The organism is Mesorhizobium sp. M7A.F.Ca.CA.001.08.2.1 (assembly GCF_003998455.1).
Lineage (GTDB): Bacteria > Pseudomonadota > Alphaproteobacteria > Rhizobiales > Rhizobiaceae > Mesorhizobium > Mesorhizobium ciceri.
The window spans coordinates 1-411 of the sequence record NZ_RZPW01001491.1; the positions used below are offsets into that span (position 1 = coordinate 1).

Consider the following 411-nt stretch of genomic DNA (forward strand, 5'->3'; position numbering starts at 1 on the left):
AGCCGGCGGCGTCGGCGAAGTGCTCGGGAAATTGCGAGGCATAGACGTAGAGCTTTTTCGGTACGCAGCCGCGGATGACGCAGGTGCCGCCATAGCGGTATTCCTCGGCGATGCCGACACGCTTGCCGAGAGCCGCGGCGACGCGGGCCGCCCTCACCCCGCCCGAACCGCCGCCGATGACGAAAAGATCGTAGTCGTAACCAGCCATGACGCGGCTCCCAGGCTTCAGAAATGTGTCAGACAGGTAGGCCGCAAAACGGCAAAAGAAAAGCCCGGACAGGCCGGGCTTTCGCAGTAGGCCGCAAGGCCAATTTGAAAATGCGCGTCAGTTGTTGTCCGCGGGGGCCGCGCCATCGGCGGGCGCTGCGCCATCGGCCGGAGCGGCGGCTCCGTCGGCGGGCGCGGCGGGTG

The 411-nt window shown here is 66.9% G+C and carries 1 protein-coding gene; it reads right to left on the reverse strand.

The features are described from left to right. A partial coding sequence (locus EN914_RS38140) for an FAD-dependent oxidoreductase (protein ID WP_164779315.1) occupies window positions 1–208 on the reverse strand: 208 nt, incomplete at its 3' end. Window positions 209–411: the final 203 nt, after the last annotated feature.